The sequence below is a fragment of the Sporosarcina sp. Y838 genome (assembly GCF_056786515.1).
Genome location: NZ_JBXCJD010000011.1, coordinates 59,215 through 83,039, shown reverse-complemented (window position 1 = coordinate 83,039; position 23,825 = coordinate 59,215). Strand labels below are relative to the sequence as shown.

Annotated in this window: 22 protein-coding genes, 1 rRNA gene and 2 riboswitches; all 23 genes read right to left on the bottom strand. The window is 40.0% G+C overall.

The genetic code is table 11. The features are described from left to right. Positions 1-98: ribosomal RNA gene (locus AC1TO4_RS13940) — 16S ribosomal RNA — on the bottom strand; the annotation flags it as partial. A gap of 524 nt (positions 99-622) precedes the next feature. Further along, a complete protein-coding gene (locus AC1TO4_RS13935) occupies positions 623-1,957 on the bottom strand; it encodes an NCS2 family permease (RefSeq protein ID WP_482105834.1) in 1,335 nt (444 codons plus the stop codon). Between the two features lie 97 nt (positions 1,958-2,054). Next, positions 2,055-2,156: riboswitch (purine riboswitch) on the bottom strand. Next, positions 2,148-3,455 carry a glutamine-hydrolyzing GMP synthase gene (gene guaA, locus AC1TO4_RS13930; RefSeq protein ID WP_482105837.1) on the bottom strand — a complete coding sequence of 436 codons (1,308 nt, stop codon included), beginning with the start codon at positions 3,453-3,455 and terminating at the stop codon, positions 2,148-2,150. It overlaps the preceding riboswitch by 9 nt. A gap of 185 nt (positions 3,456-3,640) precedes the next feature. Next, positions 3,641-3,741: riboswitch (purine riboswitch) on the bottom strand. Positions 3,742-3,772: 31 nt separating this feature from the next. After that, positions 3,773-5,968, bottom strand: a complete 2,196-nt coding sequence (locus AC1TO4_RS13925; RefSeq protein WP_482105833.1) for a DUF4129 domain-containing transglutaminase family protein — start codon at positions 5,966-5,968, stop codon at positions 3,773-3,775. Continuing rightward, positions 5,965-7,179, bottom strand: coding sequence for a DUF58 domain-containing protein (locus tag AC1TO4_RS13920; RefSeq protein ID WP_482105832.1), 1,215 nt, complete (start codon positions 7,177-7,179; stop codon positions 5,965-5,967). The genes AC1TO4_RS13925 and AC1TO4_RS13920 overlap by 4 nt, the downstream gene beginning before the upstream one ends. Beyond that, positions 7,176-8,126 carry an AAA family ATPase gene (locus AC1TO4_RS13915; protein WP_482105831.1) on the bottom strand — a complete coding sequence of 317 codons (951 nt, stop codon included), beginning with the start codon at positions 8,124-8,126 and terminating at the stop codon, positions 7,176-7,178. The genes AC1TO4_RS13920 and AC1TO4_RS13915 overlap by 4 nt, the downstream gene beginning before the upstream one ends. 211 nt (positions 8,127-8,337) lie before the next feature. Continuing rightward, positions 8,338-9,162, bottom strand: coding sequence for an ammonia-dependent NAD(+) synthetase (nadE, locus tag AC1TO4_RS13910; protein ID WP_482105830.1), 825 nt, complete (start codon positions 9,160-9,162; stop codon positions 8,338-8,340). A 15-nt stretch (positions 9,163-9,177) separates the two neighbouring features. Beyond that, positions 9,178-10,647: a nicotinate phosphoribosyltransferase gene (locus tag AC1TO4_RS13905; protein ID WP_482105829.1), complete on the bottom strand. Its 1,470-nt coding sequence runs from the start codon at positions 10,645-10,647 to the stop codon at positions 9,178-9,180. 195 nt (positions 10,648-10,842) lie between these two features. Then, positions 10,843-11,649: a Cof-type HAD-IIB family hydrolase gene (locus AC1TO4_RS13900; protein ID WP_482103130.1), complete on the bottom strand. Its 807-nt coding sequence runs from the start codon at positions 11,647-11,649 to the stop codon at positions 10,843-10,845. 56 nt (positions 11,650-11,705) lie between these two features. Further along, complete coding sequence (locus tag AC1TO4_RS13895; RefSeq protein WP_482105828.1) at positions 11,706-12,569, bottom strand: ABC transporter permease subunit; 864 nt, start codon at positions 12,567-12,569, stop codon at positions 11,706-11,708. Then, entirely contained in the window at positions 12,569-13,354 is a 786-nt protein-coding gene (locus tag AC1TO4_RS13890) for a PhnE/PtxC family ABC transporter permease (protein WP_482105827.1), read from the bottom strand. Before AC1TO4_RS13890 ends, AC1TO4_RS13895 begins: the two co-directional genes overlap by 1 nt. Before the next feature lie 11 nt (positions 13,355-13,365). Next, positions 13,366-14,130, bottom strand: a complete 765-nt coding sequence (gene phnC / locus AC1TO4_RS13885; protein WP_482103133.1) for a phosphonate ABC transporter ATP-binding protein — start codon at positions 14,128-14,130, stop codon at positions 13,366-13,368. A gap of 316 nt (positions 14,131-14,446) precedes the next feature. Next, positions 14,447-15,475 (bottom strand): PhnD/SsuA/transferrin family substrate-binding protein, encoded by a 1,029-nt coding sequence (locus tag AC1TO4_RS13880; RefSeq protein WP_482105826.1) that lies wholly within the window; start codon positions 15,473-15,475, stop codon positions 14,447-14,449. A 172-nt stretch (positions 15,476-15,647) separates the two neighbouring features. Then, positions 15,648-16,460, bottom strand: coding sequence for a PHP domain-containing protein (locus AC1TO4_RS13875; RefSeq protein ID WP_482105825.1), 813 nt, complete (start codon positions 16,458-16,460; stop codon positions 15,648-15,650). 16 nt (positions 16,461-16,476) lie between these two features. Further along, positions 16,477-17,172: a phosphonate C-P lyase system protein PhnL gene (locus tag AC1TO4_RS13870; RefSeq protein WP_482105824.1), complete on the bottom strand. Its 696-nt coding sequence runs from the start codon at positions 17,170-17,172 to the stop codon at positions 16,477-16,479. A gap of 6 nt (positions 17,173-17,178) precedes the next feature. Next, entirely contained in the window at positions 17,179-17,805 is a 627-nt protein-coding gene (locus AC1TO4_RS13865; protein ID WP_482105823.1) for an LbetaH domain-containing protein, read from the bottom strand. Next, positions 17,802-18,977 (bottom strand): phosphonate metabolism protein PhnM, encoded by a 1,176-nt coding sequence (gene phnM, locus AC1TO4_RS13860; RefSeq protein ID WP_482105822.1) that lies wholly within the window; start codon positions 18,975-18,977, stop codon positions 17,802-17,804. Before phnM ends, AC1TO4_RS13865 begins: the two co-directional genes overlap by 4 nt. Before the next feature lie 13 nt (positions 18,978-18,990). Next, positions 18,991-19,830 (bottom strand): ATP-binding cassette domain-containing protein, encoded by an 840-nt coding sequence (locus tag AC1TO4_RS13855; protein ID WP_482105821.1) that lies wholly within the window; start codon positions 19,828-19,830, stop codon positions 18,991-18,993. After that, positions 19,820-20,692 carry an alpha-D-ribose 1-methylphosphonate 5-phosphate C-P-lyase PhnJ gene (locus AC1TO4_RS13850; protein ID WP_482103140.1) on the bottom strand — a complete coding sequence of 291 codons (873 nt, stop codon included), beginning with the start codon at positions 20,690-20,692 and terminating at the stop codon, positions 19,820-19,822. The genes AC1TO4_RS13855 and AC1TO4_RS13850 overlap by 11 nt, the downstream gene beginning before the upstream one ends. Then, complete coding sequence (locus AC1TO4_RS13845) at positions 20,692-21,798, bottom strand: carbon-phosphorus lyase complex subunit PhnI (protein ID WP_482105820.1); 1,107 nt, start codon at positions 21,796-21,798, stop codon at positions 20,692-20,694. Before AC1TO4_RS13845 ends, AC1TO4_RS13850 begins: the two co-directional genes overlap by 1 nt. After that, the gene (gene phnH, locus AC1TO4_RS13840; protein ID WP_482105819.1) at positions 21,798-22,394 is read right to left on the bottom strand and encodes a phosphonate C-P lyase system protein PhnH; all 597 of its coding nucleotides are present in this window, start codon (positions 22,392-22,394) and stop codon (positions 21,798-21,800) included. Before phnH ends, AC1TO4_RS13845 begins: the two co-directional genes overlap by 1 nt. A gap of 73 nt (positions 22,395-22,467) precedes the next feature. Beyond that, entirely contained in the window at positions 22,468-22,890 is a 423-nt protein-coding gene (gene phnG, locus AC1TO4_RS13835) for a phosphonate C-P lyase system protein PhnG (protein WP_482103143.1), read from the bottom strand. A gap of 125 nt (positions 22,891-23,015) precedes the next feature. Next, positions 23,016-23,729 carry a GntR family transcriptional regulator gene (locus AC1TO4_RS13830; protein ID WP_482105818.1) on the bottom strand — a complete coding sequence of 238 codons (714 nt, stop codon included), beginning with the start codon at positions 23,727-23,729 and terminating at the stop codon, positions 23,016-23,018. Positions 23,730-23,825 lie beyond the last annotated feature (96 nt).

The following is a 23,825-nucleotide window of genomic DNA, read 5'->3' as shown; positions in this document are numbered from 1 at the left end:
CTAAAGTTAGAGAGCAAGCTCTCTAACTTTCGCTCGACTTGCATGTATTAGGCATGCCGCCAGCGTTCGTCCTGAGCCAGGATCAAACTCTCCATAATAGAAGAAAATGAATAGCTCATTTCTTGCTGACTCGAATCCGAAGATTCTTGTGTGTGTATCTTTTCGTTCGACCGAAATCGACTTACTTCGAAACGTTTTGCTCAAGTGCGTTCACACTCTCGCTGTATCTCATTGATGTTTTGCTGTTCAGTTTTCAAGGTTCATTTGTTGTGTTTCGCTGTCGGTATTTGTCGTTTGCTCCCGACTGCTTAATAAATATAACATCCATATAAACGTATGTCAACAGTTTTATATTCTTTCTGTAAAGTTTGTTGCGTTTTCATTAATATCTATCATTCCAACATTTAAAACCAATTGAAGATATGGGATCCAAAGACGGCGATCTAAGATGAGGTCTTCATGTTACAAAGCCTGATACTGTAGGGCTAGACTACTCTAATTAAACCTCTTAGGCGGCCCATAGTTTATTCACAATATATGTTAGATAGGAATTATCCAAGGTGCTGAATTAAATCATTAGAGGGCCTCCTTATTAAAAAGGAGGCCCTCTAATTCACTTCCGTTACTTTATGAATATGAAATACAAGACAAAAACAAACCATAAACCATACATGATTGGATGAACTTCTTTTCCTCTTCCACTCACTATCATCGTGATGGGATAAAAAATGAAACCAATCGCAATACCTGTTGCGATACTATAACTAAGTGGCATCGTAATAATTGTAAAGAATGCCGGCACAGCGACTTCAAAGCGTGTCCATTCGATACTACCCAATGATGAGGCCATCAGTACACCTACAATAATTAAAGCTGGCGCAGTTACTTCAGACGTAATTACGAACAGCAACGGCGAAAAGAACAAGGCTAGTAGAAACAGGACGCCCGTTACTATAGAAGCAAACCCAGTTCTCGCTCCCGCTGAAACACCTGCAGTCGATTCAATGTAGGAAGTTGTCGTCGATGTCCCTAAAACCGCACCGGTGACTGTAGCCATTGAATCCGCGAGAAGCGCATTACCTGCTCGAGGAAGTTTATCATCTTTCATTAAACCTGCTTGATTCGCAACCGCGACCAGCGTACCTGCAGTATCGAAGAAATCCACGAATAGAAAAGTAATAACAATAACTAGGAATTGAGTTGTAAGTAAAGAAGTCGGATCCTGGAATATCGCATCGAAAGCAGCGCCAAATGTCGGTGCTACGCTCGGTATAGCGGAAACGATTTTATTGGGCAAATGGATTAACCCAAAAACCATCCCTACTATAGTAGTAATTATCATTCCGTAAAAAATTGCACCATTCAACTTACGAACCATCATGATCACAGTAATAACAAGACCAAAAATTGCCAGTAGGGTCGGACCTTGGGATAAATCACCCAACGCGACAAGTGTATTTGGATCCGCGACGATAATATTGGCATTTTGAAAACCTAGGAATGTAATAAAAAGACCGATACCCGCAGCAACTGCATATTTAAGTTGCGCAGGGATTGCGTTAATAATCGTTTCTCGTAAACCCGATAGTGATAAAGCAATAAATATTAGACCTGAAAATAGCACACCAGTTAGTGCAGTTTGCCAAGGAATCCCCATTCCTAATACAACACTGAATGCAAAGAATGCATTTAAGCCCATTCCAGGTGCAAGTCCAATCGGATATCTCGCAATAATCCCCATGAATAGTGAACCGACTGCCGCAGCAATTGCTGTCGCAACGAAGACAGCACCTTTATCCATCCGCATTTCGTCCGGGATACCAGTTATACCGTCTAGGGACAGCATTAAAGGATTTACAATCAAAATATAGGCCATTGCTAGAAATGTTGTTAGCCCACCGATAACTTCGCGGCGGTAGGTTGTTCCAAGCTTGTCGAACTCAAAGTACTTTTTCATGCAAAACTTCCTCTTCAATTATTATTTTTTTAATTAAAAAGAAGCATGCGATAGTATCTCGCATGCTTCTTTTTAACTAATTCAAATAGAAGGGGTATCCCCCTTCCATCGAAATCGTAGTCGGAACATTTAAGGTATTCCGGTAGAAACTTCCGAGCCATATTCTCGGTTTTATACGATGACTTCTATTTTATTCCCACTCGATAGTGCCGCCTGGCTTTGGAGACAGGTCATAGCATACGCGGTTTACATTTTTTACTTCGTTCATGATGCGGTCAGTGATTTTTAGTAGAATTGGCCAGTCGATTTGTTCCACTGTCGCTGTCATCGCATCTACTGTGTTGACGGCACGAATAATGATTGGGTATTCATACGTACGCTCGTTGTTACGTACACCAACAGACTTGAAGTTCGGAATGATTGTAAAGTATTGCCAAACTTTCTGATCCAATCCTGCGAGTGCAAATTCTTCGTGTAAAATAGCATCGGATTCGCGTACTGCTTCCAGACGAAGAGGCTCAATTTCACCTAAAACGCGCACACCTAGACCAGGCCCTGGGAATGGTTGGCGGTATACCATATCATGCGGAAGACCTAATTCAACACCACACGCACGTACTTCATCTTTGAATAATTGGAATAGCGGCTCCACTAATTCAAATTGCAAGTCTTCTGGAAGTCCTCCAACATTATGGTGTGACTTCACAACTTTATGCGTTTTTGTACCAGATTCTACGATATCTGGATATATTGTTCCTTGTGCTAAGAAGTCAATTCCTTCAAGTTTACGCGCTTCTTCTTCAAATACGCGAATAAATTCATTACCGATAATTTTACGTTTCTCTTCTGGCTCGTCTACCCCTTTTAGTTTACCTAAGAAACGCTCGCTTGCATCCACGTAAACAAGGTTATCCCCCAAGTCTTCTTCGAACATTTGAATAACGCCCTCAGACTCGTTTTTACGCATTAAACCATGGTTTACGTGCACACAAATTAATTGCTTGCCGATTGCCTTAACTAATAATGCCGCAACAACAGACGAATCTACACCACCTGATAGAGCCAACAATACTTTCTTATCGCCTACCTGTTTACGGATTAAAGCAACTTGATCATCAATGAAGTTCTTCATATTCCAGTTAGCTTCCGCCTTACATGTTTGGAACACGAAATCTTTTAACAGTACTTTCGTTTCCTTTTCACTCGGCCATTGCTCGAATGTTGTAAGTGCTTTCGTAGAAGGATGCCCCACACTAATAACGGGAATGTTTAAAGCGTATATATCATCTAATACATCAATCGCTTCACCATCAATGATATTATTTTCGCCACCATTTATAATAATTCCTTTTACCGTTTTTAATCCTTCAATCATTTGTGGTGTAATATCATGAGGGTGAATTTCACTATATACACCTAAATCACGAATCCAACGAGCTATCGTCGTATTCTCACTACTACCTAAATCCAATACTAAAATATTGTCCTGCTTCAAGATAATACAACCTCCTTTTAATTTTATTCCCCAGCCTTTTCCAGCTGTTTTATCAATTTTTTCATCGTGCAACATAATCATAGTCCAAACGTCCAACAAGGTCTTTTCAAATAGAGAAAAAACGCGTCAGAAAGTCCAGCTTTCTGCGCGTCTCATCATCTATAAAAAAGCGAACAAAGCTCATATTTATGAGCTAAATCCACCTTCATAGTCAAGTTATTTTCGGTAACTTGTAGAAACATCCGAACCATATTATCGGATATATATGAGGGCACCTTGGGCTTCTTCTTTTTTCATCTTACTTCTCTTCACGACAAAAATCAACCTGAAGTCTTATTGATTAAATCTTCCCATATTTCCCGCAATGTTGACCATTCGTGATCGGTTATGTTTCCGCCATACAAACCTTTTTCATACGCTTTTGTAAGCATTTTCATTCTTTCGCCACCAAAATAGTTGTCAACATCCACCGCGTAATCAGACAATGTCATTCCATTTGCACGATGCAAACCACGACGTTCAAGTTGTCTCAATAAACTCGTATAGCTTTTTTCGAATGTTACCCAGTCGCTGCTCTCCGATTTGTAGAGATGAACAAGAACTTTGGGTAACCATTTTGCCCGAACAGCATATAATCGCCAGACAATTAGGACCACGGCGAGTCCAGCCAAGATCACAATCCATTTATGAGTTTGAATCCATGAACCAAAAGATTTGAAAAACGCAATTAATTCATTATCTTTTAAGGTCTTAACAGGTTTCTCAACTTTCTCCGACTTAGGCTTCTCCGGCTCTTTTATTTCTGGCGCTTCAGGATCGTTCAAGTCCAACTCAATATCATAGGAGATGTCCGTCAAGTTGCTAAAACCAATTGTGGGTTCATAAGGCATCCAGCCGATTCCTGGCATATATGCTTCAACCCATGAATGCGCTTCGTTATTCGTTACCTGATAAACCCGTTCACCGGCATCGTTATTTGTATATTCTCCCGGGGCAAAACCTTTTACCCATCTTGCAGGAATATCGATTGCACGCAACATAACAACCATTGCTGTGGAGAAGTTATCACAGTATCCTTTTTTGGTATCGAAAAGAAACTGATCGACATAGTCATCTCCAGCTTTCGGAATAGCTACACCCTGTTGTGAATAGACAAAACCATTTCTGCCAAAATACCTTTCAATTGCTTTCGTTTTTTCATAGACACTTTCTTCGTTAGCAGTAATCGTTTCTGCAAGTTCTTTTACTCTCTCAGGCAATTGATCCGGAAGTTGCAGGTATTGTGCAAAGTCTTCCGTTTCCCCTGTGAAATCTTCCATCATTATAGACCTTAACTTTTTTAAGCTATAATCTGAGTCCTCAAATTCAATTTCGTATGAGTCTAGAGAGCTCTCAGTTCCATTAATTATAGTGCTAAACTTTCCAGAAGCCTCTGAATGTAGAAAAACAACATCATCAGCTGCGTGGACTATACTTATCCCATATGGATAAACAATGAACGGAAAATCCTCCGTGACTTGCAATTCCGCACGCTGTCGGGATTGATCCGCTTCTAGCCCCAAGTTATCTATAGCACTCATCTTCATGCCTGGCGTGTAGGTAACCTGGTTAGTATCCTCTGATACCTGCTCCCAACCTTTTGAAGTATAGGTATTTTTCGTTTCGATTTTCCAATATTGTTTACTAGGAACTTTCGCTTCAATAACGAGCGTGTCGTCTTGAACAAATGAACCGCCAAGGGTCGAATCATCCGTATCATATCCGCTTGTAGATACTCCCGAACCGCCGCCTTCACCAGGGCCTTGTACCATCATTTTAAAATAAGGAATTGGATCCGGCCAGGCAGGTTCCTGTTTCGGCAAGAAATTCGCAAAAGTAGCGCTTATTACAACTGCAATTAGGAGCGGGACAGTAATTGAGATGAATGTACCTGTTGATATGGCAGTATTATACTTTTCCGCGAGTTTGAAAATAGCCAGCACACCTAGTAGTAATAATCCCGCCATCATAATTCTAAAAATAGCTCCATCCGCAGAATAAGGTCCAAAAGTATCGATAAATGCAATAAAGATGATAGTCATAATATAAAAAAGTAATATACTCTTTCTCACTTCAATCCAATATCGGATTAAATAACACGTCATCCAAAGCAATGCGTAAAACAGAATAGTCCTTAATGGATTGGTTATAATCTCCCAATCTCCGCTTGCAATAATAGCGAAATTTGAAAATATATCTTTTATTAAATATACGATTGAGTCTATTGATAATAATACCTTACCGGTAAACACATAATAAATTGCCCACGAGATATATAGAACCTTAAGGGAAACAGCGATCCACCACTTAACTCTGACTAATGCCAGTAAAAAGGCCAAAACAACAAACAAAAGAAATAATGTCAAATGCTCTGAATCTGTTATTTCAATAACTGGAATGAGCCATTCTCTTAACAAAATAAATGCAAGTATATATAGAAGTACGAGAAGTTTTCTGTCTATTCTCGTTCCTATCATGTCCGCGCCACCTCTTTAAAAACTTCCTTAAACTGTTCTCTTCTAACCAAATGCACGATAACCCCTTTTGACCTTGCCAAACGAACATCTTCCTCAATTGTTTTCAACATCTGATTATCTCGTTTTACCACTGCAAAGCAAACGATGGAACCCGTATTTTTCGAACTACGCAAAACCGACTGCAGTAAATGCCAATCCGGATTTCCTGTTATCAATACAGTTGTGCCACCATGCTGAGAAACTGTTCCAAAGTCTGCTGCAATTTCAGCCTCTTTACTTACATCCGGCTTAATTTTTGCCAAGTGAATAAGCGCTCTATGAAGTTGCTCTTCGGACCGGATGAAGGGAAATAAGACGGGTTCCGAGCCAGTCGTCATCAATGCCAAGCCCGCTTGATGATTTGAAGCCTCCTTCATTATAGATGCAGTAAGTTCCACCAGTTCCTCAAACACAATCGTCTCTCTGCCATCCATGATTAAGGATAACTCTTGCGATCTTTTATCCTCAAACTCTTTTGTCATAAGCGTCTGCGTACGGGCGAATGATTTCCAATGAATCCATGTCACCCGGTCTCCTGACTGGTAATTCCGGACACCTGTCGCCATTGTCGTATCTTTGACGATATTCAAAGGTGAAGCGATTGTTCCACGGTCAAACTGTGTATCGAAAGGAACATAATGAATGTCAGTCATTTTGGGATACACAAGAATCGTATTTTTCGCTTCAATAAACTTCGTCTTACGTAACCATCCAAAAAAGTCAGAGATCTCGACTGTAACCCCTCGAAGAATGTGCTCACCTCTTGGCATATGTTCGATTTCATAATCCCATTGGATCTCTTTACGAAACCCAAAGATATGGAGGCGTTTTAATTTAGAATTTGCCACTCGGGCTATTTCATCCTCACTCCATTTTTCTGCCACAACTGTATAGAGTAAGGGAAAGCGACTTTTGCGTTTCACAGTTAATGATACAATTAATTTCTCTCCATTTTGCACATGAGGTGTTCGAATTATCCGTTCAACGGTCATATCTGACATTGGATATATAAATAACAGGATGGAATAAATCACAAAAGGTAATGTAAAATAAAATATTGCCCAACTTACCGTACCGCCCTGAAACATGGCAAATACAAAAGTTCCTACTATAACAGATAGTAGAAACAGGAACCGGCTTGACACTTCGAGCAGTCTTCTAGTTTTCTTCATTTTACCCGAATCCTATCCACTGGCACATACACTTTCGCTAATATCCTTTCCACAATTTCATCTGTGGAAATCCCCTCGTATTTCGCTTCAGGCCGCAAAATCATACGGTGGCCAAATACAAACGGGGACAAATACTGGACATCATCCGGTGTAACATACGTTCTCCCTTTTAGCATTGCATAAGCCTGACATGCTTTCATAAGTGCTAGTGAACCGCGCGGACTCACCCCAAGATACACATATGGATTATTACGCGTCTGCGATGTACACTCCACGATATATGACTTAATCGTATCGTCGACTTTGACTTCAGTTACTGCACTTTGCAGATTGATTAGATCACCAAGAGAAATGACTGTTTCCAAACTATCAATTGGGACAGCCTTTTCAGCACGATTTAGCACTTCAATCTCTTCAGCTTTCGTTGGGTAACCCATTTTTAATTTAAAAAGAAAACGGTCCAATTGCGCTTCTGGGAGTGGATACGTTCCTTCATACTCAATTGGATTCTGTGTAGCCATGACAAAAAATGGTTGAGGGATCCGCATCGTTTCTCCATCAATTGTCACTGAGGATTCTTCCATTCCTTCAAGAAGTGAAGATTGGGTTTTTGGTGAAGTTCTATTAATTTCATCAGCAAGAACAATATTCCCCATGATTGGACCTGGCCTAAACTCGAATTCCATCTCTTTTGGGTTATAAATTGAAACACCTAGGACATCAGAAGGCAACAAATCCGGAGTAAACTGAATGCGTTTAAAATCTGCACCTATTGATTTAGCCAATGCTTTTACCATCATGGTTTTCCCAACGCCTGGTACATCTTCAAGCAAGACATGTCCCCTTGCAAGAAGTGCAGTGATACTTAACTCAGCTATATTCCGTTTCCCAATCATCACTTTATCAATATTGGTTAAAACCTTCTCAATCATCTCTTGATGCGTCATTTCATTTCCCCCAATTGTATATAGTGGTTATTTGTCCGAAAATTAACAAAACATACTTCCATAATACAGGATATTCCTTTTCCGAACAACTTAAGCAACGTAGTCATTAGCACAAACTGTCGCTTAATCTAATATGTTAGCGCGTATCCACGATGTCTATTTTTAACGCTTCAAATTGCATAAAAAAAGACCCCCTACAGGAGTCCTTTAATCACTTCCAAAAATCATCAAATATCGTAATCGGCATATACCGTTTATGTTTTGAACGCAGGTAGTGGTTCTCGATTGCTATGCGCGGTTCTTCGGGTAACTCTTTGCCTTCTAGGTAATCATCGATATCATCATACGATACTCCAAGAGCTACTTCGTCAGGTATGGCCGGTTTGTCTTCTTCAAGATCCGCTGTCGGCACTTTCATGTAAAGGTGTTCCGGACAGTTAAGCTCTTTAAGTAATTGTTTACCTTGCCGTTTGTTCAACCTAAATAGCGGCATTAGATCTGCGCCGCCGTCACCAAATTTAGTGTAAAATCCAGTGATTGCTTCTGCTGCATGATCACTCCCGAGAACAATACAATCGTGCATTGCTGCAATTGAGTATTGGACTTTCATGCGTTCCCGGGCTTTTTCATTGCCTTTCGCAAAATCGGATAATGTTACACCCGCCGCTGTCAATGCACGAACACTCGCATCGACTGCTTCTTTTATATTCACTGTGTAAATCAGCGATGGTTCAATAAATTCAAGTGCATCCTGACAATCATCTTCGTCAAACTGAGAACCGTACGGAAGTCTGATTGCAATAAACTTGTAACGATCCGTTCCTTCTTTTTCATTCAATTCATCAACTGCCAGTTGAGCAAGTTTCCCAACAAGCGTCGAATCCTGGCCCCCAGAAACTCCTAGGACGAAGCCATTTAAAAATGCATATTTCGTGGCGTATTGTTTCATAAAGTCAATCGATTTCCTGATTTCCGCTTTTGGATCAATAACAGGTTGCACTTTCAACGCGTCAATGATTCTGTCTTGCAGTGTCATGATCGAAATTCCTCCTTATTGATCAACAAAGTCTTCCACCATTTCCTGGACTTCCTGTATATTGCGCATTTTGTTATCCCAACACTTCTGACTTAAGTCAACGGGATATTCTTCGGGATTTAGAGAGCGTTTATATTCAGTCCACAATAAATCTAAGTTTGCTATCGCATAATCCCTCATTTGTTCAAGCTTTGGATTATCGTATATAATAGCGCCATTTTCCACGACTAACACATGCATATTTCTTGCTTCGAAATTCGTAACAAACTTTGAAATGAACGTGTGGACGGGGTGGAACATTTTGATGCGTTCTTCGGAAGCCGGATCCTCATCATGCATTGTAATATAATCGCCTTCTGCCTTTCCGTTTTCCCGGTCAATAATTCGATAGAGTTTTTTTCTTCCGGGCGTAGTTACTTTTTCCGTTGTAGATGAAATCTTTATTGTATCTTCCATTACACCTGTTTCATTTTCAATAGCAACAATTTTATAGACAGCTCCCAGTGCCGGCTGATCATAAGCTGTTATCAATTTCGTGCCAATCCCCCACACATCTACTTTGGCACCTTGTGCTTTTAAGTTAAGGATTGTGTATTCATCCAAATCATTGGAGACAACGACTTGCGCTTTAGGGAATCCTGCTTCATCGAGCATACGACGCGCTTCTTTCGACAGGAATGAAATATCTCCACTATCAAGACGAATACCGATGAAATTAATTTTATCACCAAGTTCTTTTGCAACTTGAATTGCCGTTGGGATGCCTATTTTCAACGTATTATACGTATCCACTAGGAAAACACAGTCCTTATGACGCGCCGCATAAGAATGAAATGCTTCATATTCACTTTTATATGCCTGTATCATTGAATGGGCATGGGTTCCCGTAACAGGAATATTAAATCTTTTTCCAGCACGCACATTACTGGTCGCTTCGACGCCTCCAATGAAAGTGGCCCGCGCTCCCCAAATCGCTGCATCCATTTCATGCGCACGGCGTGTTCCGAACTCCATCACAATTTCATCTTTAACGACTTGTTTAATACGACTTGCCTTTGTCGCAATCAGTGTTTGGTAGTTGACGATATTAAGTAAAGCAGTCTCAACCAACTGCGCTTCGATAAGCGTCGCTTCCACGCGAATAATTGGTTCGTTTGCAAAAACAAGCTCCCCTTCAACCATGGAATAGACATCTCCCGTAAAACGAATATCTTTTAAATAAGAAATGAAATCGTCCTTATAACCGAGATCATCCCTCAGATATGCCAAATCACTTTCACTGAAATGAAAATCTCTTAAATAGTCGAGAATACGTTCAAGCCCAGCAAAAATTGCATAGCCATTACCGAATGGCAACCTTCTGAAGAATAGTTCAAAAACCGCTTTCCGTTCGTGTATACCATCCGCCCAGTAGGATTCTGCCATATTGATTTGATATAAATCTGTATGTAATGCTAAACTGTCATCTGCATATTTCGAACTCACGTTAATCTCCTTCTTCCACATTCTAATGGTACAAGTATACACTATTTACCCTAAATCCGACTTAATATAACGTGATTTAACAAATCATTTTAATGATTCTTACAGTTTTCGAATCATTTACTATATGATTCATTCATACTTGTGCCATGAAAAAAGGTCCATCTCAACAATCCGAGATGCACCTTTTTGTGTTATTCATCTGTATAAATCTACAACTACGTCTGCTGTTTCTAATAAGCCTAATTCGATCAAAGCATCCAGAATTCCATTTTCAGAACATGATGTCGTTACATAATCAGCGATAGCCTTCAACTCCGGAACTGCATTGCCCATCGCGATACCTGTTCCAACAAAGTCAATCATTTCAAAGTCGTTCGTTCCATCTCCAAACGCATAACTATTCTCTTTCTGTATACCAAGTTTCTCAAGCACTTTCTGAACCCCTACTGCCTTGGATGATCCCTTTGGAAGCACGTCGGACGCATAATCCCCCCAATTAATGAAGGTATGATCCGAATAGCGCTCTACATACAATTTTGCATATTTTCGTTCACAATACAGTTGAACTTGATGCACCGGGAAATGCTTATAAAATTCTGGTTCTACAAGCGGATAAACTTGTTTCAAGCTTTCATAACTAGGAATAATATGCGGATGATTATCTTCATTTACTTTACTCATTTGGTTGTTGGAGTAAGCAAGGCCATGACCTTTACTTTTCACTAAACTTGCAAGGTTATGCAACATTTCAGGGTCCATCGGATTCGAATAGATTTCTTCCCCTTCAAATACAACGTGCTGGCCATTCATTGATACATAGGAGTTTATATTAAGTTCATCTAAAAGCCAGTTAAACATTTGAGGCGAACGTCCTGTAGATATTACTGTATAAATGCCTTTTTCCTGCAGCGTATGCACTGCCCTTTTCGTCGACTCCAATACAACCTTATCTTCATTTAAAAGTGTTCCGTCCAAATCAAAAAACACAGCTTTTTTCTCCAAATTAAATTCCTCCAATATGGATATATTTTTTCAATAATAGACAGTTTTTAAATCTACTACTTTACTGCCGCGTCCATTAGGTATCGTTTTTTCAATTGTGTCGATAACAGTTCAAGCCCAATCGCAACAATCAAAATCGCATACGTGATAAAACCGACTTCTCGTAGGTCGAAATAGAAACCGGAAGCCATAAACAATTCAAAACCAATGCCACCCGCCCCAGCAGCCGCCCCCATCGCAACCGCTACAGTGAAATTTGTTTCAAAACGCAAAAATGTCCATGACAATAAGGAAGCTGCTGTTGAAGGGATTACTGCATTAGTTACGATATGCCACCAATTAGCCCCACTTGCCCGTAACGCCTCTAAAATACCATCGTCTAATTCCTCAAATGACTCTGAGTACGCCTTTACTAAAAACGCGACTGTGTGAAGAGTCATACCGATAATTGCCGCTTCACTTCCGAGTCCTGCAGCAATCGCGAAGATTAATACCCATAATACAGTGGGGACTGCTCGAACAAACGCGACTACAATAATAATGGCGTTTGACACAACCTTCGTCGATAAATTCTTTGCAGCAAATAATGCGATAAATAAAGATAGGACAGCTCCTAATACCGTCGACAATAATGCAAGCCCCATTGTCAGGCCTACTTGATAGACAGCCTCCCAAAAAGTGAAATGACTGAGTACGGGTTCTAAAAACATGACTTTTAAATTATGAAGGGTTGCTGCGCCCGCTTCTATTAAAGAGATTTCTTTATAATCGAACGTTAGAAACCCGTAGATTGTTAAAAAAAGAAGTGCCACGAACGTACCCATCGTTACAACCTGCGATTTGTTCCAAACTTTTAATTTAATTTTCCCCGAACTGCTTCTCTTCACATCAAAAGCCATATTGCTTTGAACGATGGTCATTACAAAATAACCCTCCTTACATAGTTGGAAACAAGTTCGATACCGATGACAACAACGACAATACTAATAGTAATCAAGCTGACTACGTTATAGTTCATACTCTTGTAATAGAGATCGAATGCGAAACCAATCCCCGTTCCAGTCAAAATACCAACTAGTGTCGAACTTCTAATATTCGTTTCAATCATGTACAACACCCAACTAATCATTTGCGGAAAACACTCCGGAATGACCGCTTTAGCTACGACTTGAAAATAAGTAGCTCCAGTTGCCCGCAAAGCTTCCACTGAACTGCTACTTGTTTCGTCAATTGTTTCAATAAACGCACGTGTTAAAAATCCGAACGTTGCAAGAAACAATGCAAAGTAACCAGTCAATGCATTTTGTCCAAATGACAACAGCAAGATGAGTGCCCAAGCGACAATCGGAATATTTCTATAAATCGAAGCAATTATTCTGCTTAATGACCCAAAAAAGTTATTAACCTTCGTCGTATGCGATCCCATCAACGCTAAGAATAGAGCCAAAACACTTGCTGTGGTTGTAGCTGTAATGGATAGAAAAATGGTCTCTATTAATTTGTCCATAATGGATGGCATCTTTTCCAGTGATTCTGCAGTAATATACAGATTAGAAAACATCCAACTAAAAGCTTTTGGCAGAGTCTGCATTCCATGCAGAAAATTGAAATCCGTAATTTTTGCTGATAGCAATGTAATGCCTATTAGGATGATCCAGAATACCGTCACTCGATTATTCTTTCTCTTGAAAATCTCAATATCCATAGCAGTACCCCCTATTCCATTATGAGATCTCCAGCTTCAGAACCATAGATTGAATGAATGTATTCTGATGTCAGTTTTTTAGAAGTGCCATCGTACACAACCTGACCACTGTTTAATCCAATAATCCGGTCGGAGTATCTTTTTGCTACATCGACCTGGTGCAAGTTAACGATACAAGTGATATTCAGTTCTTTGGAAATTCGCTGCAAGTGATCCATGATAACTTTAGAAGCGTTAGGGTCCAACGAAGCGATTGGTTCATCGCAAAGTAGTAGTTTCGGCGATTGAATCAATGCACGTGCAATTCCAACACGCTGTTTTTGCCCCCCGCTTAATTGGTCACATCTTTTATAGGCGTGTTCTTCCATCCCAAGCTTTTTGAGAAGACTAAATGCCTGTAATTTCTCTTCCTCCGTGAACCGTCCTAGAATACCTTGAAGCGTTGTTTTATGGCCAAACCTGCCGTGCAATACATTTTCAATAACCGTTAAACGGGATACTAAATTATAATGTTGGAAAATCATCCCGATTTTTGTTCTATGTTTACGCAACTCTTTTTTGGATAACGACATTACGTTGACATCATCAAAAAAAATTTCCCCATCGGTTGTATCAATCATTCGATTGATACAACGTAAAAACGTTGATTTTCCGGCTCCTGATGGTCCAATAATCGAGACAAACTCACCCGTATTCACTTCCATATTAATCTTCGATAGTACCTCTCTGTCTTTTCCATATCGTTTGGAGAGGTTTTTGATATGTAACAAAGCCATTAGAAAAACTCCTTGCACCATTTTTTGAAGTTCTTTGTAAAAAAAGCATGTACCTGAATGAATACATCTTCGGCACATGCTATCTTCAATCAATTACGCCTCGGCGTAATTGCGTCCAAATTTTGAATCGAGCTTGCTCGATTGACTCCTTTCAAAATCTGTGACATCCGCCGGAGGCTTTACCTTTGTTCAGCGGGCCTTTGGACACCCACTGAACAGGAAAACAAAACCGCATTCATCTCATACCTAGTGGAGGTGTGAGTCTTCTGCTGAATAAAGGTAAAAACCAATGTCCGTTTGCAACCGTCTATACCTCTTACTTGGACAATTCACGAATTGGATCAAACCAAGAATCTTCTGCTACAACAAACCTCTCATCTGCTGTTTTCTTGAATAGACCTGCAGCTTCAGAACTTTCCGGAACAAAAATCTTTTCGTTGTTTGAAATTTCATCTGAAGTTAAAATTTCTTGGATCTTCTTGAAATCTTCTTCGCTTAAGCTATCAGTGTTTGCTGCGAAAGGAGCATTTAGCACTGGTGTTACATTTATCAATGTAAATTCTTCACCTGGAACTGTATTAAATGGTTCAGCAGCATCCGCTTTTACTTTATAGACCGTTCCTTTTGTGTTTGCTTCGCCTTCTGCAATTTCAATGTAATTTCCGACGCATGTATCACAAAATGCAGCTACATCTGCGCGACCATTTAGTAGGTTAACTGCGGATCCTTGGTGAGAATCACCGTATAAAACTTCTTTAAAGAACGTACCGCCTTCCATTAAGTCCTCCGGCGTTAAGTCTTTCCATTTATCTTCCTTAGAGAAGTAAGAAACGATATCACTTGATGGAACTTTAAAACCTGAAGTTGAACTGCTTGATACGAACGAGAATTTAGAATCGACGATGTTATCAATCGCAAACTCACCATTTTTTTTGTAGTCTTCTGCATCTGCCTTGTTCACAGCCAACCAACTATAGTAAACTGCATCATCGATTGTCCCTGATTTTCCACTTGGTACAACGAGAGGCTCAATTTTCCCATTTTTGTTTTTCGCTTCGATATACCCTTGTGCACCCATGAATGCAAGTTGAGCATTACCATTAGCGATTGTTTCAATAGCAATGGCGTAATCAGTCGTCAATTTATGCTCCACCTTTTTGCCAGTTACATCTTCAATCACTTTTCCAATTTCATCACGCGCTGTTTTTAAATCATTGCCTGATTCGTTCGGATACCAAACCATTGTTAACGTATCACTAGAATTAGCAGCACTTCCTGAAGAACAAGCTGTAAGGATTGATGCAAGCAAAAGAATAGTTAAAAATGATAAAAGATTTTTTTTCATGATTTTCTCCTTTTATTGTTTAGTTTGGTTTGCAATCTTCTTAGTAACTGTGCCTGGTTCAAAAGCCGGATTATTATTTCAACTGCTACCCATTCCTCCTTTATTTAGTCACTATCATTTCAACACATAAATAGATGTAAATGGTCGTTTTTACAATATCTTCATATAATCTTTATACTAATTGCTTCAAGAATTGCGTTGGGCTCAAGATATCTCCAATTTCAACGGGAGTACCATAATCACCATGAAAATCACTACCGCCTGTCTTAAACAGCGAGTACTCAAATGCATAGCGATCTACTCTATATCTGTCTTCCTTTGAATGGTCCAAATGATCTCGTTCAATTCCATCGAGTCCATTTTCCACAAGCTCTGGAATGAGGGCAAATGAATCCAACTGTCCAGGGTGTGCCAACACTGCAAAGCCATTGTCCGCCTTGATGGCCTTGACTGCTTCCACAGCATCCACGTATTCGATATCCCTGGCACAAATGCCACCGCCTTTAAAAAGGGCTTGATAAAGTTCTTGATAGAGCGGTGTTTCAATATGGTGATCTAGTAAACAATGCATAATATGCTGCTTATAAATAACGCCTGACATCAATGCTTTTTTCGCTACATCTTCAACCCGAATATCATAATTATTCTTTTGCAGCTGTTCAATTTGCCACAAGGAGTTTTCATGCCTTCTCTTTAACAAGGGTTCGCAAAGTTCTTGAATATGTGTTGCTTTCTCATCAAACATATAACCAAGAATATGTACTTTTCGATTTTCCACAAAATCATATGCTGATATTTCAATACCTGGAAGTACTGAAATGCCATGGTTTTTCCCCTCAATTTTTGCAGACTCAATACCCTTGATTGTATCGTGGTCAACTATGCTTATATGAGTTACCCCTTTTGTTGAAGCCAAATGCATCACTTCCTCCACCGAAGAGGACCCATCTGAGTAATTTGAATGGACATGTAAGTCAGCTTTCATGAGTAGTTCCTCCATTTCAGACCACAGTTTTTTTCTGTAAATCGTAAACTTTGTCGCATAAACCATCCATAAATTCTAAGTCATGAAAGATCCCAATCAATGTCGTTCCATCGTTTTTCAACCGTTCAATCACTTCACGCACTTTCAATTTAGAGGCATTATCCAAGCTAGCTGTCGGTTCATCCAGCAGTAGCAGTCGTGGTTTTTTCACAATGGCGCATGCAATATTCAATCGTAATTTCTGCCCTCCTGAAAACGTGTTCGGATAACTATCCCAGAGCTCGGGATCCAGTTCGAAGTGAGAGAGAGCTTCCTCTGCCGTCCTCCCGGCTTCCTCTTGCGACTTCCCCATTTCAATTACAGCCTGCTCCACAAGTTCACGTGCAGTCGTTCGCGGCATGACATTTAAAAACTGTGACACATAGCCAATCTCATGCTTTCGCAAATATAATACTTCTCTTTCCGATAGCTGCGACAAATCGACCATTCCAAACTTTTCAGAACTGTATAATACAGCACCTTTTTCTGGGAGATATGTTCGGTAAATACTTTTTAAAATGGTTGATTTACCACTACCACTCTTTCCCACGATGCCAATAAATTGACCTTCTTTAAGGGAAAAATTGATATTATCTACTGCGCTCATCTTTTTATCCAGATGGTGAATCGTAAAGGACTTACTCAATTCTTTTACTTCAATTAACTGCGGCACAAAATCCTACCTCCCATCATATTTTGCAACGAACTTTTCAATATCAATATGAAAGTCATCCATTCGCTCTTTGATGGTTTCATAGGACCAATCCCACCATTTGATGCGCTGCAAAGCCGCAATCGTTTCATCAGAAAATCGATATTTAATAACCTTTGCGGACACACCTACGACAATTGCGTATGGAGGTACATCCTTCGTTACAATTGCGCCACTTCCAACAATCGCACCATCGCCAACTACTACTCCAGGCTGAATGATGGCTCCGTGACCAATCCACGTGTCATGGCCGACATATGCTGTCCGGCTCACACGTTGTTCAAAAAATGGTTCATCATCTCTATCACCAAAGCCGTACATATGCGGGCGATAGGTAAAATGATGAAGTGACGGCCGTTCATACGGATGATCTGTAGGACCAATCCGAACCATTGCCGCAATGTTGGAGAACTTTCCAATCTGCGCATTTTGGATAAAGCAGAATTGCCCTGTATACGAATAATCATCCAGTACTGTATTTTCGATAAAATTGTACAATCCAACTTCGGTAAATATTCCTAGACGCGTGTTTGTCAGCTCCGAATGGTCATGAATAAATGGTGTTTCTGATAATTGAACCTCAGTTGTCCTCATCGATACATCGTCCTTGTGATCAATTTCCCATCCACAATTGAAGCCGTGACCATCGGAAACCCATCATCCATTTTCTCAATAATGATAATATCCGCTTTTTTCCCTATCTTTATAGACCCAATTTCATCATCGATTCCGACTGCTTTTGCAGGATTCAGTGTAACTAGTTGAAACATTTCATGAAGATTTTGCCCGTATTCATCACTTAATTTGAAAAGCGAGTGAAGTAAAGCCGCTGGGTAATAATCGCTACACAAAATATCAATCGTTTGTTCTTGAATTGCCTCCGCAGCCGATAAATTTCCAGAATGAGAACCCCCGAGCAAAACATTCGGTGCCCCTGCGATTGTCCACAAGCCGAGTTCTTTTGCTTTTCGCGCAACCTCTATCGTCGTCGGAAACTCACTAATCGTAGTCCCATAGCTTTTTACTAATGAGAGCTTCTCTAGTTCGTCGTCATCATGCGAAGCGATGGCTATATTATTGTCCAAAGCGATTTGAGCAATTTCTTTGATTTGTTCTAGTGTGATTTTCTCTTTGGTGATGCTGTCGGCAATAAGCACGTCCGCCTCTGCATTCGACATATTACGGAATCCTTTTAATGTATCTCGGTAAATTTCTAAGTTTCTATATTGCCCTTGTCCTGGCGTATGATCCATGAAGGAAATAAGATGGACTTTCCTTTCTTCAATATTTTGAATGAAGCGATCTACAGCCTCAATATTGTCTATTTCGAAACGTGCATGCATACGATTTCGGATTAAGTGCTGGCTCGTATGTGTATCATTGATGGCATCGATGAGCCGATTCACATTTTGTGGATTGCGTATCGGTTTATGTGAAAATCCGTCATCCTTATAAATTGAAAGGGAATGGTACATCGTTGTAATTCCGTGACTGACCAGTATTCTTTCCGCTTCCCGGATGCCCATATTAAAGTCCATTAAACATGTTGGCCTTGGAGAAACAATTCCTTCTATATAATCGGAATGGATGTCTACAAATCCTGGTGAAATGTAACCACCTTGTGCATCAATTAGTGTGTATTCACTGAACCCCGCAATGTCCTCCTCAGGAATGATTGCTATGATGAGATCCTTTTCTATAACTACTGCATGGTTTTGAAGGATTTGATTTTCTGTAATTATTTGGCCATTTGTTAGTACGTACACAGAATCACTCCATTTAGATTAGTGAATAGACGAGTTGTTGCGTAAAAGCATGTTGTGGATCTTCTAAAACTTGATCGGTTAAACCTTGCTCAATAATCGTTCCGTTAAGCATTACGATTGTTCGGTTTGCCAGCATACGAATGACGGCTAAATCGTGAGATACAACAATCATGCTGATACCAAGTTCCCGTTGAATCTTTTTTATCAAGTCGAGAACACTTGCCTGGACTGACAAATCAAGACCTGTCGTGACTTCATCCAATAATAGAATTGGAGGATTGTTGGACAGTGCTTTTGCAATTTGTACACGCTGCTGCATTCCACCTGAAAACTTCTTCGGTTCGTCTTTCATTCGCGCCAGCGGAATATGAACATGTTCTAGCAACTCTTTACTTCTTTGTTCCATTCGATCCACTCTACGATTACCGGCTGCAATTTGCTTTTCAGCAATATTTCCGACTGATGAAAAGTCCATCTTCAGTCCAAGAATTGGATTTTGGTACACCATGCCAAGAATGGTATTTCGGATGTGACGTTGTTGTTGAGAAGATTCTTCAAAAATATTTACCTTTCCCTCCTGATGAAGTGTTATGTAGCCTTCACCATCCGTTACAGCCTCGTCGAAATATAGACATTGCATCAGCGTAGACTTTCCGCTTCCGCTCTCGCCTACGATTCCAAGGATTTCACCTTTGTAGAGATCGAACGAGATGTCACGGCACGCATAGACTGTTTTACAATGAGGACAATAGTTTTTTTCCAATACCCCATCGTTGGCGTTTGTACAAACTGGACATCCGTGCCCAAACTGTTTCTGCAGGTTTTTCACTTGTAAAATGGGCTTATCTTGCATGTAGTAATTCCACCTCCGAAACCACTTCGTTTTCGTTTAACACGGAAAGACAAAAACTAGTATCATTGCATTGGTAATGAGTTTCCCCTGTATCTTGGTCAACCAATTCATCCATAAAGACGTTCGTGGAATGACATAAGCGACAATTCTTTCCTTCAAACGATTCCACTTCAAATGGATAATCTTCAAATGCAAGTGAAGCTACATTCGTGTAAGGTGGTACCGCGTGAATTTTCTTTTCTCGTCCAGCACCTAGTAAAATCAGCGCTTCCGACTGGTGCATTTTAGCATTATCAAAACGTGGAATCGGGCTTGGTGCCATAACATAACGGTCATGAACGAGCACAGGATGATCCGCATTCGTAGCAGTTTTTCCGTATTTCATAATTTGTTCAAACAACTGCAACCATGCACCGCTATAATCATTCTCGGCATGCAGTTTTTTCGTTTTAAACTCGCTTGGTTCCACCCACCTCAAAGGTTCAGGTATCGGAACTTGTAAAACCATAATCTGTTTTTCTGTTAATGGAACTTCAGGAATCCTGTGCCGCGATTGAATAATCGTCGCTTCACTCGTTTGGATTGTTGTTTCGACACCTGTCGTTTTGTTGACTAGTTTCTTAATGTTAACGGCATTGACCGACTCGTCAGCGCCTTGGTCAATCACTTTTAGTACATCTTGTTTTCCGATGATCGACAAAGTAATTTGAAGACCGCCCGTTCCCCATCCCCGCGCAATCGGCATCTCTCTTGAAGCGAATGGTACTTGATACCCTGGAATTGCGACTGCTTTCAGAATGGCTCTGCGTATTTCTTTTTTGGAACCTTCATCAAATAAAGCGAAATGTGTTTTTAGCTGCATTATTTTTCAGACTCCTTTTTAATTTTCCGTATGCTATCTAGCTTTGATTGGAACGTAACGTAATGAGGCAGTTTCAAATGGGAGATAAAGCCACTCGACTCTACCGAATCAATGTGCATCAGAACAAATTCTTCATCCTGCGTCGGGTAACCTTGGTTTCCTAATTCTAAGCTCTGATCTAAAATGCTCATGGCAATTGCCTTTGTTTCATTCTGTCCGAAACAAATTCCATAACCTATCTCAAAATCAATTTCTTCCCTATCATTTTCTTTTTGGCTTGAAACCGGAACGAACGCTTCCACTTCCGTCACTTTAATTTCACCGATATAAAAATCATTTTCTTCGTCATCTGTCTTATCTGTTGGATACCCAATCGTTAATGGCAACTTACCAACACGCAGTTCTCCAACTGTCGGATGTACTGGACCGTATCCGCGAATTGCTGCATATCCAAGAGAAGTGACAGTTCCCGTTTGTCCTCTCGTTAACACTTGCAATCTTTCACTGCGTGTTGTCGGGAACTGGATACTTTGTTTTGTCACATCAATCGGTTCCGTGTTGTCGTCTTCTACTTCGGAAAGTAATTTTTCCTTTCGAAGGTAATCAACTACCTTTGGCAACGAAGTTAAACTGGCTTTATCTATCATTGTATTTTCTTCATTCAAAAATTGGTCAAGCCATTCTTTCATCGTATTTTTCGATTCATCAATCAAATCAAAGTCCATTAAACGATGTGTATAATCATAGGACGCCCCTAATATCTGACCGCCTGGAATATCCTTGAAACTCGCGGATATTCTACGTTCTACTGCCATTAAGTCCGTTTCAACAACACGCGTATAATAAGTCCTTGGCAATGTAGAACGGTGAGCACGTAACAGGAACACAGCTTCTTCCATATTCCCTTCCGACTGTTTAATGGCAAGTGCCGCCAAATATTCCGAGTACAGACTGCTTTCGGACATCACCTGGTCAACCATGCCGCGCATCGTCGCCATAATCGTTTTCACTTCTAATAGTTCCTGTGATTGGACCCGTTCAAAGGTGAGGCGTTTTATCGATTCTTCAATCGCTTCTGTTCCACCTTTAACCGCTACATAAGCCATTAAGACACCCCTCGATCGTGAATAATCGTTGTTCTTGGCAGACACATCAGATTGGATTGCCTATCGATTAATATCATATCCACTCCGAGCGGGTATTCTTTATTGGCCTCAGCCCTTGCACCCATCCAATATTCACTACCCGGAATTTCTACGTTTTCTTTATTCGCAATTCCTGGTCCTTCTAAAACGAGATATAGCTCATTTGCTAGCGATTCCGTTTCCATGATAATCGTTGCGGATTTTTGAGGATCCACAAGCGTCCCTTTTTTCGCTTTCGTAAATACATCATGTAAGAATTGTTGCTGATCATCTTGCATAATGAATATGTAATCCGCTTTATGTAAATCCGTCACTTTTGACAATGTATGGGCAGAGAAAAGTGCTTCGATTGAGGCTGTATTTTCACCTATGACATGATAACGAACTTCTGCATCCAGCAATGTAATCGCACTCAGAAGAATTGAATGCGAGCAAAATTCTCGGTGCCCCTCCTGTTCACTGCCTTTACCAATATTTTTAATCGTTCCTGGTCTCGACATACAATGAAGGATTGTCCGAAAAACTTCTTGTGTATCGTGCACTACGTCAATGGCCATCGTTTCACTCCTAAACATAATTTAATAAATCAATTACACCTTGGCGTAATTGCGCCCAGATTTTGAAATGAAGTTAAACGTCCATCATTTCAAAATTAACTTTTGTTTTTAATATGGATGCTTCTTTTAATAGTCTGTTTTCATGAATTCGTTTTTCTTCATCTTCGAAAAGCAATGTCCACTTTTCAGTCTCAACCAAGTTTGCTTCATATGCTGCATCGATTACGGCTAACTGGTAGGAGAATTCTTCTTCATCGCCCACGATAATTCCGATGCCTAATGTATTATTAATCTGAACCTTTGTTTCGGTCACAAGTACTTCTCCAAGGTAAAATAGTGATTTTTGGGCCGTCTCTCTCAACTTGACCATCGCTAACGCTTGTTGTGGGGTAGCTAAAACATGAATATCGTAGTTACGTTCAATTTCATTTACCAATTCTCTTGTAAAATTACGTGAGCCATCGATAAGTATTTTCGTTCGTTTGCGTCGATTCATCATCTCACTCCTTCACAACCTCATCTTATCTTGTTGCCAAGTGGCGTGATGTTAAGTAATTATTAAGGAATGTAAATGCAAATTAACAAAAAAAAGCCCCTGTCAAATTGACAAGGGCTTGTTCTTCATTCATTCGCAATAACGTATGTAAACAAGTCACTGCGGTATATGATTTTTGTATATTCTAGCACGTTTTTTTGAATGGCATCTACACAATCACTTTGAATTATTAATAGAGGAACTAGCGAAGTACACTCGAGAAGAGTTCGCTCGACACTCGTCGGAAACGAAATAGTTACGTAACTTTTACTACTGACAAATTCAGTGAATCCTTGATCTTCGTAATAAGAAAACATTGACTGAATGTGGCCGCCCTCTACTTCTATTCGAGGAAAAACAGATTTTGCAACGTATGAAATATGGAGCGCTAACGGCTGTCCGTCTATGATCCGAAGTCTTGAAACCTTAAATACTTCATCCTCCTGCTGCACTTGCAACTTAGCAAAGATACTCGGATCATAGGCGATTTTTTCACACCCCAAGTTTTGGGTTACCAGTTCATATCCAGCACGTTTCATTTTTTCACTAAAGCTAGAACTTCCCGACAAATGCAATTCAATTTGTTGCAGCTTAGGTTTTAAAAACCTACCTTTTCCTTGTTGCGAATAAATATAACCCATATCTTCCAATTTCAAATAGGCATTCCTGACTTTTATCCGCGGTACTTGGTAGTGGTCTGCAAGTTCATTTTCTGATGGAAATTGGTCATTCGCTTTATATTTTCCTAAAACAATATCTTGAATGATGTCATCGATTATGATTGACTCAACACTTTGCATCAATTTATTTCCCCTTTATAAAAGTAGTAATTAGATGGTACAAGTATACACTATTCGTTCTAAATTCAACTTAAGTTAACAGGATATGACTTAACC

Coding starts and splice junctions, on each gene's coding strand:
- AC1TO4_RS13890 (WP_482105827.1), bottom strand. CDS start 13,354: ATGGATATTGAGATTTTCAAGAGAAAGAATAATCGAGTGACGGTATTC.
- AC1TO4_RS13920 (WP_482105832.1), bottom strand. CDS start 7,179: ATGAAGAAAACTAGAAGACTGCTCGAAGTGTCAAGCCGGTTCCTGTTT.
- AC1TO4_RS13855 (WP_482105821.1), bottom strand. CDS start 19,830: ATGCAAGATAAGCCCATTTTACAAGTGAAAAACCTGCAGAAACAGTTT.
- AC1TO4_RS13875 (WP_482105825.1), bottom strand. CDS start 16,460: ATGAAAGCTGACTTACATGTCCATTCAAATTACTCAGATGGGTCCTCT.
- phnG (WP_482103143.1), bottom strand. CDS start 22,890: ATGAATCGACGCAAACGAACGAAAATACTTATCGATGGCTCACGTAAT.
- phnH (WP_482105819.1), bottom strand. CDS start 22,394: ATGGCCATTGACGTAGTGCACGATACACAAGAAGTTTTTCGGACAATC.
- AC1TO4_RS13850 (WP_482103140.1), bottom strand. CDS start 20,692: ATGCAGCTAAAAACACATTTCGCTTTATTTGATGAAGGTTCCAAAAAA.
- phnC (WP_482103133.1), bottom strand. CDS start 14,130: ATGGCTTTGTTACATATCAAAAACCTCTCCAAACGATATGGAAAAGAC.
- AC1TO4_RS13925 (WP_482105833.1), bottom strand. CDS start 5,968: ATGATAGGAACGAGAATAGACAGAAAACTTCTCGTACTTCTATATATA.
- nadE (WP_482105830.1), bottom strand. CDS start 9,162: ATGACACTGCAAGACAGAATCATTGACGCGTTGAAAGTGCAACCTGTT.
- AC1TO4_RS13895 (WP_482105828.1), bottom strand. CDS start 12,569: ATGACCATCGTTCAAAGCAATATGGCTTTTGATGTGAAGAGAAGCAGT.
- AC1TO4_RS13915 (WP_482105831.1), bottom strand. CDS start 8,126: ATGACGCATCAAGAGATGATTGAGAAGGTTTTAACCAATATTGATAAA.
- AC1TO4_RS13845 (WP_482105820.1), bottom strand. CDS start 21,798: ATGGCTTATGTAGCGGTTAAAGGTGGAACAGAAGCGATTGAAGAATCG.
- AC1TO4_RS13935 (WP_482105834.1), bottom strand. CDS start 1,957: ATGAAAAAGTACTTTGAGTTCGACAAGCTTGGAACAACCTACCGCCGC.
- AC1TO4_RS13880 (WP_482105826.1), bottom strand. CDS start 15,475: ATGAAAAAAAATCTTTTATCATTTTTAACTATTCTTTTGCTTGCATCA.
- AC1TO4_RS13865 (WP_482105823.1), bottom strand. CDS start 17,805: ATGAGGACAACTGAGGTTCAATTATCAGAAACACCATTTATTCATGAC.
- AC1TO4_RS13830 (WP_482105818.1), bottom strand. CDS start 23,729: ATGCAAAGTGTTGAGTCAATCATAATCGATGACATCATTCAAGATATT.